This window comes from Enterobacter sp. CM29 (assembly GCF_013179605.1).
Classification (GTDB): domain Bacteria; phylum Pseudomonadota; class Gammaproteobacteria; order Enterobacterales; family Enterobacteriaceae; genus Enterobacter; species Enterobacter intestinihominis.
On record NZ_JABMCU010000223.1, the window covers coordinates 1 to 6638 of the forward strand.

Annotated in this window: 5 protein-coding genes and 1 pseudogene; 3 read left to right on the top strand and 3 right to left on the bottom strand. The window is 54.2% G+C overall.

Going from position 1 to position 6638, the window contains the following annotated elements; all coding sequences use genetic code 11:
- A partial coding sequence (gene ampE / locus HP459_RS20150) for a regulatory signaling modulator protein AmpE (RefSeq protein ID WP_171936716.1) occupies window positions 1–423 on the top strand: 423 nt, incomplete at its 5' end.
- An 18-nt stretch (window positions 424–441) separates the two neighbouring features.
- Here ampE and HP459_RS20155 read toward each other — a convergent pair.
- The 3 genes from HP459_RS20155 to aroP form a co-directional block, all read right to left on the bottom strand.
- A complete protein-coding gene (locus tag HP459_RS20155; protein WP_046619926.1) occupies window positions 442–1392 on the bottom strand; it encodes a family 43 glycosylhydrolase in 951 nt (316 codons plus the stop codon).
- Window positions 1393–1402: 10 nt separating this feature from the next.
- Window positions 1403–2800 carry an MFS transporter gene (locus HP459_RS20160; RefSeq protein WP_171936717.1) on the bottom strand — a complete coding sequence of 466 codons (1398 nt, stop codon included), beginning with the start codon at window positions 2798–2800 and terminating at the stop codon, window positions 1403–1405.
- A gap of 164 nt (window positions 2801–2964) precedes the next feature.
- On the bottom strand, window positions 2965–4335 hold the full coding sequence (gene aroP / locus HP459_RS20165) for an aromatic amino acid transporter AroP (RefSeq protein WP_023299335.1): 1371 nt from the start codon (window positions 4333–4335) through the stop codon (window positions 2965–2967).
- Window positions 4336–4872: 537 nt separating this feature from the next.
- On the opposite strand from aroP, the gene pdhR reads away from it, so the two are divergent.
- A complete protein-coding gene (gene pdhR / locus HP459_RS20170) occupies window positions 4873–5637 on the top strand; it encodes a pyruvate dehydrogenase complex transcriptional repressor PdhR (RefSeq protein WP_006173806.1) in 765 nt (254 codons plus the stop codon).
- Between the two features lie 123 nt (window positions 5638–5760).
- Window positions 5761–6638 (top strand): annotated as a pseudogene (gene aceE, locus HP459_RS20175) (pyruvate dehydrogenase (acetyl-transferring), homodimeric type); the annotation flags it as partial.

The window sequence follows — 6638 nt, forward strand, 5'->3', positions numbered from 1 at the left end:
CTGGCGCCGCTGTTCTGGTTTGTGGTGGGTGGTCCATGGGGACCAGTACTGCTGATGGGCTATGCTTTTCTGCGCGCCTGGCAGACCTGGCTTGCCCGCTATCTTACGCCGCATGAACGTCTCCAGTCCGGCATTGATGCCATTCTGCACGTGCTCGACTGGCTTCCGGTGCGACTGGTCGGCGTGGTCTATGCCCTCATCGGTCACGGTGAAAAGGCGTTGCCAGCGTGGTTTGCCTCCCTTGCAGACCGCCATACCGCGCAGTATCAGGTCTTAACCCGACTGGCTCAATTCTCGCTGGCTCGCGAGCCGCACACGAACAAAGTCGAAACGCCTAAAGCTGCCGTCTCGATGGCGAAAAAAACGTCGTTTGTGGTGGTGGTGATTGTGGCGTTGCTGACGATTTACGGCACGCTGGTCTGACCCAGCGCGCCGAAGCCGTTACAGCGTATCCGCAGGCGGGATGCCGAAATCAGGCATCCCGTTGTCGTCCCAGCGGACGAGCTTCAGGCGAGTGTGGCGATTCGGATCGTAAAGCGGATCGCCTTCAATTTCAGTGTAGTTTCGCGCGTGGTAGACCAGCACATCGTCGCCTTCCAGCGTCTGCGTAAAGCTGTTATGGCCTGGTCCATACTGACGGTTTTCGTAGCTGGTGACGAACACCGGGCGCGGGGATTTATGCCAGTTAGCCGGGTTTTGCGGATCGGCATCTACGTCTATCCACAGTAATCCCATGCAGTAATTCTCGTCGGTGGCGCTGGCGGAATAGCTGATAAATAGCTTATCACCATGGAACAGCACCGCCGGGCCTTCGTTGACCCAGAATCCGCGGCACTCCCAGTCATATTCCGGTTTACTGAGCATCACCGGCTCGCCTTTCAGCGTCCACGGATTTTCCGTTTCACACAGGTAAAGATTGGAGTTACCGGAAATGTCCGGGGCTTTTTGCGCCCACAGATACCAGCGTTTGCCCTGATGCACAAAGGTAGTGGCATCCAGCGCGAAGGTGTCAAACGGGGTTTTGATTTGCCCTTTTTCCACCCACGTACCGGTGAGCGGATCGCGATCTGCGCATTCAATGGCGAACATGCGATGCTGGAACATCCCGAGTTCGTCGAGCGCCTGGGTATGTGTGGCGGCAAAGTAGATGTACCACTTGCCGTCGATATGATGCAGTTCCGGTGCCCAGATCAGCTGGCTCATCGGACCGGTGTCGGGCTTGCGCCAGACAACTACCTCTTCGGCATTGCGTAAACCTTCCAGCGAGTCCGCGCGGCGGATCGCCAGCCGGTCATACTCCGGCACGGAGGCGATAAAGTAATATTGTCCTTCGTGACGCAGGATATACGGGTCGGCGCGTTGTTCAATAAACGGGTTTGGCCAGGTTTGCATTCGGCTTTCCTTATTTAGTCTCAGCGGCTTTAAATTCCTGATAGTCGCTCAGTTCACGATAGTTGGTGCGACGCTTCTCCAGATCGGACTGGATTTGCTTCATGGTCTCACGGTCCACTTTCAGCAGACGTACAACGCCCGCGGTAATTAAATATCCAATGCCAGGGATGACGGTAAAGAGCAGCACAATGCCGTTGATGGCATCCGCGCTCTGCGCTTTTGCGCCCGCGTCATAACCGTACCAGGAGAGCAGGAAGCCAACCATCGCCCCGGCAATCGCCAGACCCAGCTTCAGGAAGAAGATGTTGCCGGAGAAGCTGATCCCGGTGATACGTTTCCCGGTTTTCCATTCACCGTAGTCGTCCACGTCGGCCATCAGTGACCAGTGCAGAGGGGATGGGATCTGGTGCAGGATATTCAGCAGGACGTAAAGCACAACAATGGTTGTCGTCGCTTTCGGGTCGAAGAAGTAGAAGGCGCAGGAGAAAATCGCCAGCGCGATGTTGGTCCAGAAGAAGACGTTCAGCTTGCACCAGCGGTCGGTCAGCACTTTCGCCAGCATACTGCCGAACATCATGCCGACAACGCCCAGGCTGATAAACAGCGTGGCGAAATGGGTGCTTTGCCCCATTACCCAGGTGACGTAATACATGGTGGCCGCCATGCGGATAAAGCCCGGGCAGACGTTGCAGAGCGTCAGAAGCAGAATGCGCACCCACTGGTCATTCTTCCACACATCCTTCAGGTCGTTTTTCAGTTCGTCGTGGGTTTGTACCGCCGGGCGAACGCGCTCGCGCACCGTGGCGAAGCAGAACAGGAACATGCAGGTACCAATCAGCGCCAGCACGGTCATCGCCATCTGGTAGCCTTTGGCTTTGTTATCCCCACCGAACCAGTCGGCCATTGGCAGGAGCGTAAGCGACAGCAGCAGCGTGGCGATACCGACCATAACAAAACGATAGGACTGGCAGGCAACGCGCTCTTTCGGGTCGTTGGTGATTACGCCGCCGAGCGAGCAGTACGGAATGTTGATGGCGGTATAGGTCAGCGACAGCAGGAAGTAGGTGACAAATGCATAGATAACTTTGCTGTTATAGCTCCACTCTGGGGTGGTGAACATCAGGATGCTGAACAGCGCATAGGGGAAGGCAATCCACAGTAGCCATGGACGAAATCGGCCATATTTGCTGCGGGTACGGTCGGCAATCGCGCCCATGATTGGGTCCGTTACGGCGTCAATCACGCGAACGGACAGCAGCAGTACCCCAACCAGCGCAGGCGCCAGACCAAAAATATCCGTATAAAAATAGTTAACAAATAACATGATGGCGCCAAAGATAATGTTGCATCCGGCGTCACCCATGCCATAGCCGATCTTTTCTTTTACTGACAGTTTGTTGTTATCCATCGACAGATCTCCGGGTTTCGGTATGGAGAGAATTATTCGCTGGCAAACGGATATATGCGTTGCAATATAAGGGCGGTGATATGGAGGATTTTGCTGTTGGCGTGAATTTGTGAGGAAGGTAACAAGACGCTGTACCCGCAACCGCGGGTACAGCGAGAAAACACTTAGTGCGCTTTCACCGTTTTGGCATTTTTCTGTTTCACCATATAGCCCACGCCGAGGATCGCAATCCACACCGGGATGAGGTAGACGGAAATCGCCATGCCTGGCGTGATGAGCATGATGACCAGCACGGCCGCCATGAACAGCAGGCAAACCCAGTTCCCCAGCGGATAGAGCAGGGCAGGGAAGCGCGTGGTTACGCCCTGCTGCTGCTTGGCGCGGCGGAACTTGATGTGCGCGAGGCTAATCATCGCCCAGTTGATCACCAGCGCGGAAACCACCAACGCCATCAGCAGGCCGAAGGCCGATTCCGGTGCCAGGTAGTTAATCAGAACGCAAAGCGCCGTCACGACCGCCGACACGATAATGGTGTTAACCGGTACGCCACGTTTATCAACGGTAAGCAGCGCTTTCGGTGCGTTGCCCTGTTGCGCCAGGCCGAACAGCATACGGCTGTTGCAGTAAACGCAGCTGTTATAAACAGAGAGCGCGGCGGTCAGCACTACGACGTTGAGCGCGTTCGCCACGAAGGTGTCGCCCAGCTCGTGGAAGATCAGCACAAACGGGCTGGTATCCGCCGTGACGCGTGTCCATGGCAGCAGGGAGAGCAGGACCGCCAGGGAGCCCACGTAGAAGATCAGAATACGGTAGATAACCTGATTTGTGGCTTTCGGGATGCTCTGCTCCGGGTTGTCGGCTTCCGCGGCGGTGATGCCCACCAGCTCCAGACCGCCGAAGGAGAACATAATGATCGCCATCATCATTACCAGGCCGGTCATGCCGTGCGGCAGGAACCCGCCCTGTTCCCAGAGGTTGCGTACGGTTGCCTGCGGGCCACCGTTGCCGCTGAAGAGCAACCAGCCGCCAAAAATGATCATCGCTACAACGGCAATTACTTTGATAATGGCGAACCAGAACTCCATTTCCCCAAACACTTTCACGTTGGTCAGATTAATGGCGTTGATCAGCACGAAGAAGACTGCCGCAGACGCCCAAGTGGGGATCTCCGGGTACCAGAATTGAATGTATTTACCGACGGCGGTGAGTTCCGCCATAGCAACCAGCACGTAAAGAACCCAGTAGTTCCATCCAGAGGCGAAGCCCGCAAAGCTGCCCCAGTATTTATAGGCAAAGTGGCTAAAAGAGCCTGCAACCGGCTCCTCAACGACCATTTCCCCTAACTGGCGCATAATCAAAAACGCAATGAAACCTGCAATCGCGTAACCCAGAATGATGCCCGGACCGGCCGACTGGATAACGGACGCACTGCCCAGAAACAGGCCAGTACCAATAGCACCGCCCAGGGCGATGAGCTGAATATGGCGGTTTTTAAGACCGCGCTTTAGCTGATCGCCATGCTGTTGAGCTTCCATTTGAAACCTCGTGTGTGGTTGTTATGTTCACGCTGTGCGTGTGTAATTATGAAAGTCCATATTCTGTATTTATTTCTTTACGGTTAACGATACCGAAAAAAGCGGAGATGGCTTCCGTTAGCGCCAGAATAGTGGTAAGTGCCAGCGAATGCACCTGCTTTATGAAGGGATGATGACGACTTGAATAAAAAGAAACCAATTGTAAATCGGTACGTTAACCCCTCATACCCCAACCTATAGAATAGAAATGCGTCATAAGTGGGCGAATTTTCATATTTTGCCTTGTTGAATCGCTTCAGATTGCAAAAGCCCTCGTTTAAATATGGTTAAAACTGCCCCTTTGGGAGTAACCATTTCATTTGTGCAAAGTTACATTCCTGAAACGTTAGTTCTGTAAGGTTGTTAAAATGTGCCGGGTTTCCTGATTTCAATCAAAACCAATATGGACAGAAGGTGAATACTTTGTTACTTTAGCGATACGAACATGAAATTGGTAAGACCAATTGACTCCGGGCAAAAAGGCGTAAGACAGGGAATATGGCCTACAGCAAAATTCGCCAACCAAAACTTTCCGATGTGATTGAGCAGCAGCTGGAGTTTTTGATTCTCGAAGGGACACTGCGCCCGGGCGAGAAACTCCCGCCAGAACGCGAGCTGGCAAAACAGTTCGACGTTTCACGCCCCTCTCTGCGTGAGGCGATTCAACGTCTCGAAGCAAAGGGCCTGTTGCTCCGTCGTCAGGGTGGCGGAACCTTTGTGCAAAACAGCCTGTGGCAGAGCTTCAGCGACCCGCTGGTAGAACTTCTCTCTGACCACCCAGAATCCCAGTTTGATCTGCTTGAGACCCGTCACGCGCTGGAAGGTATCGCGGCCTATTACGCCGCCCTTCGCAGCACTGATGAAGACCGCGTACGTATTCGCGAGCTGCATCAGGCCATTGAACGGGCACAGCAGTCCGGCGACTTAGACGCCGAATCCAGCGCCGTTGTCCAGTATCAAATTGCCGTCACCGAAGCAGCGCACAACGTGGTGCTCCTCCATCTGCTACGCTGCATGGAGCCCATGCTGGCCCAGAACGTTCGTCAGAATTTTGAATTGTTGTATGCCCGTCGGGAGATGCTCCCGCTGGTAAGCAACCATCGCACCCGAGTATTCGAGGCGATAATGGCCGGGGAACCGGAGCAGGCGCGTGAAGCGTCGCACCGCCATCTGGCTTTCATTGAGGAAATCTTGCTGGACCGCAGCCGTGAACAATCGCGTCGCGAGCGTTCATTGCGCCGCATACAGCAACGAAAGGATTAAGCGCCAGGTACTTTTAGAGCGCGGCAACTAAACGCAGAACCTGTCTTATTGTGTTCTTAACCGAGAGCACAATGGGACAGGTTCCAGACAAATCAACGTATTAGATAGATAAGGAATACCCCCATGTCAGAACGTCTCCAAAATGACGTGGATCCGATCGAAACTCGCGACTGGCTACAGGCGATCGAATCGGTCATCCGTGAAGAAGGTGTTGAGCGTGCTCAGTATCTGATTGATCAGCTGCTTTCAGAAGCGCGCAAAGGCGGCGTGAAAGTGGCTTCAGGTGCAGGGGCTAGCAACTACGTAAACACGATTGCCGTCGAAGACGAACCGGAATACCCGGGCAATCTGGATCTGGAACGCCGTATCCGTTCTGCTATCCGCTGGAACGCTATCATGACCGTTCTGCGCGCATCCAAGAAAGATCTGGAACTGGGTGGCCACATGGCGTCCTTCCAGTCCTCTGCGACCGTTTACGAAGTGTGCTTCAACCACTTCTTCCGTGCAGCCAACGAGAAAGACGGCGGCGATCTGGTGTACTTCCAGGGCCACATCTCTCCGGGCATCTATGCACGTGCCTTCCTGGAAGGTCGTCTGACTGAAGAGCAGATGAACAACTTCCGTCAGGAAGTTCACGGTAAGGGTCTGTCTTCTTATCCGCACCCTAAACTGATGCCTGAGTTCTGGCAGTTCCCGACCGTATCTATGGGTCTGGGTCCTATTGGTGCAATCTATCAGGCTAAATTCCTGAAGTACCTGGAACACCGTGGTCTGAAAGACACCTCTGAGCAGACCGTTTACGCCTTCCTGGGCGACGGTGAAATGGATGAGCCAGAATCTAAAGGCGCGATCACCATCGCGACCCGTGAGAAGCTGGACAACCTGTGCTTCATCATCAACTGTAACCTGCAACGTCTGGATGGTCCGGTAACCGGTAACGGCAAGATCATTAACGAACTGGAAGGCATCTTCGCGGGTGCAGGCTGGAACGTGATCAAAGT

Coding starts and splice junctions, on each gene's coding strand:
- HP459_RS20155 (WP_046619926.1), bottom strand. CDS start 1,392: ATGCAAACCTGGCCAAACCCGTTTATTGAACAACGCGCCGACCCGTAT.
- pdhR (WP_006173806.1), top strand. CDS start 4,873: ATGGCCTACAGCAAAATTCGCCAACCAAAACTTTCCGATGTGATTGAG.
- aroP (WP_023299335.1), bottom strand. CDS start 4,335: ATGGAAGCTCAACAGCATGGCGATCAGCTAAAGCGCGGTCTTAAAAAC.
- HP459_RS20160 (WP_171936717.1), bottom strand. CDS start 2,800: ATGGATAACAACAAACTGTCAGTAAAAGAAAAGATCGGCTATGGCATG.